The 2,121-nt window shown below is 77.6% G+C and carries 3 protein-coding genes; 2 read left to right on the top strand and 1 reads right to left on the bottom strand.

Features of this window, described 5'->3' with window-relative positions:
- Nucleotides 1-998 (top strand): hypothetical protein (locus tag PYV61_RS24595; RefSeq protein WP_275836519.1); only part of this gene is annotated, 998 nt, incomplete at its 5' end.
- Nucleotides 999-1,145: 147 nt separating this feature from the next.
- Here the strand turns inward: PYV61_RS24595 and PYV61_RS24590 are convergent.
- The gene (locus PYV61_RS24590) at nt 1,146-1,574 is read right to left on the bottom strand and encodes a PAS domain-containing protein (protein WP_275836518.1); all 429 of its coding nucleotides are present in this window, start codon (nt 1,572-1,574) and stop codon (nt 1,146-1,148) included.
- 71 nt (nt 1,575-1,645) lie between these two features.
- Here PYV61_RS24590 and PYV61_RS24585 point away from each other — a divergent pair.
- Nucleotides 1,646-2,121: PHP domain-containing protein (locus PYV61_RS24585; protein WP_275836517.1), on the top strand; the 476-nt coding region annotated here is incomplete at its 3' end.

Below are 2,121 nucleotides of genomic sequence, written 5' to 3'. Positions count from 1 at the left end.
CCCTCGTGCAGATGGACCCCGAGGTGCGCGCCGGGCTCGCGGCGGTCGGCATCCGCACCGCCGGCGCGCTGGCGCCGCTCGACGGCGGCGACGTCGAGCAGCGCTGGGGGGACGCGGGGCTCGGCGCGTGGCGGCTGCCGCGCGGCGAGGACCGGCGGCGCCCGGGGCTCGTGCGCGCCGAGGCGCGGCGCAGCGTCAGCGCCGACCTCGCGAGCCCCGCGCCCACCACGGCGCCGGTGCTCTTCCTCGTGCGCGCCGCGCTCGACGGCCTCGTCGCCGATCTGGCACGCGACGCGCGCGTCGCCGCCGCGGTCGCGCTCACGCTGCACCTCGACGTCGGCGCCACGCGCACGGTGACCCACGAGGCGCGGCTCCCACGCCCGCTGGCGCGCGTCGCGCCGCTGTTCGAGCGCTGCCGCGCGCTGCTCGAGCGCGTCGCGCTCCCCGGCCCGGTGTGCGGCGTGACGGTGAGCGTGCCGGCCACCGGCCGCCTCGGCGCCGACCAGGGGGACCTGCTCTCGCCGGCGTGGCACGACCCGGCCGCGGTCGAGGCGGCGTTCGCGCGCATCCGCGCGGAGCTCGGCCCCAACGTCGTCGTGCGCGCCGTCGCCCGCGACCAGCACCGCCCCGAGCGCGCCGGCCACTGGCTCCCGGTGGAGGGCGTCGACCCGGTCGCCGACACCGCCCCCGACGCCGAGCCCGCGCCCGCAGCGCCTGCGGCACCGGCCGCGGAGCCCGCCCCCGCCGCGCTGCGCCTGCTCGACCCGTGCGAGCCCGCCGCCGTCGCCCGCGACGCCGCCGCCGCCCCCGCGACCGTGCGCTGGCGCGGCCGCTCCTACCCCGTCACCCGCGCCGACGGCCCCGAGCGCCTCTCGGGCGAGTGGTGGGCCGACCCGTACCGCCGCGACTACTGGCGCTGCGCCACCGCGGCGGGGCTCCTCCTCGCCTACCGCGACCGCGCGGCGGGGGGGTGGTGGGTGCAGGGGTGGTACGACTGAACGACCGGGTAGGGCGTGGTCCGATACGGCGTGATCTGGTACGGCGTGGTCGGGTACGGCGTGGACAGATACGGCGTGAGCCCCCAGCCGGAAGGCCGAAGGTCATGCCGTATCAGACCACGCCGTACCAGATCACGCCGTACCAGATCACGCCGTATCGGACCACGCCGTACCAGTTCTGTCCGAAATGATCACCCACACGCTCCGCGTCCGCCGCGAGTAGAACAGCCGCACCGTCACGTCCCGCGGGTGCTGCTTGAAGGCGAAGTGGAACTGGAACGTCACGTCCAGCGACTCGCGGATCACCCCCTCCCGGAACCGCCCGTAGAACGCCTGCACCTTGGTGCACGGCGCGATCTCCGTGAAGAACTGCTTCCCGATCGCCTGCGCCTGCGGCAGCGACGCCAGGCGCGACTCCACCGCGTTGTACTTGAGGATGCGCCCCCCCGCGTCGAGCTGGATCATCCCGTACGGCAGCGCGTCCAGCTCCGCCGGCGTCATCGCGTCCACGGTGTCGAGCAGGAGGCTCACCGGGTCGCGGTCGAGCACGTCGGGGTGGAACGCGGGATCGGGCATCGACGGGGGTGCGGGGTGGGCGGCGTGAGGCGATCCGACGTGGGGCGATCCCGCGCGGGGCGGGTCCGCCCGTGAACGCCCCCGCCCGTCCCGAAGTGCCCGCCGGCGCCACCGGGGCCGCCGAGTACGTCGAGCTGCACTGCCGCTCCGCCTTCTCCCTCCTCGACGGGGCCTCGCTCCCCGAGGCGCTGGCGGCGCGCGCGGCCGCCGTCGGGCTCCGCGCGCTCGCCCTCACCGACCGCCACGACATGGGCGGCGTCGTGCGCTTCGCCGAGGCGGCGCGCGAGGCCGGGATCGCGGGGATCGTCGGCGCCGAGGTCGACGTCGAGTGGTCGGACGGCGCGCCCCCGTCGCCGGTCGTGCTGCTGGCCGAGTCGCGCGCCGGCCACGCCAACGTCGCCACGCTCGTGACGCGCGCGCGCATGGACCGCCCGCGCGGCGAGCCGGCGGTGCCGTTCGACCTGCTGGCGCCGCACGTGCGCGGCGTGTTCGCGCTCACCGGCGGGCCGCGCGGCGAGGTCCCCGCCCGCCTCGCCCGCGACGACGG

Origin of the sequence: Roseisolibacter sp. H3M3-2 (genome assembly GCF_029211165.1) — a bacterium.
Classification (GTDB): domain Bacteria; phylum Gemmatimonadota; class Gemmatimonadetes; order Gemmatimonadales; family Gemmatimonadaceae; genus Roseisolibacter.
This window is presented reverse-complemented; position numbering and strand designations above follow the sequence as displayed.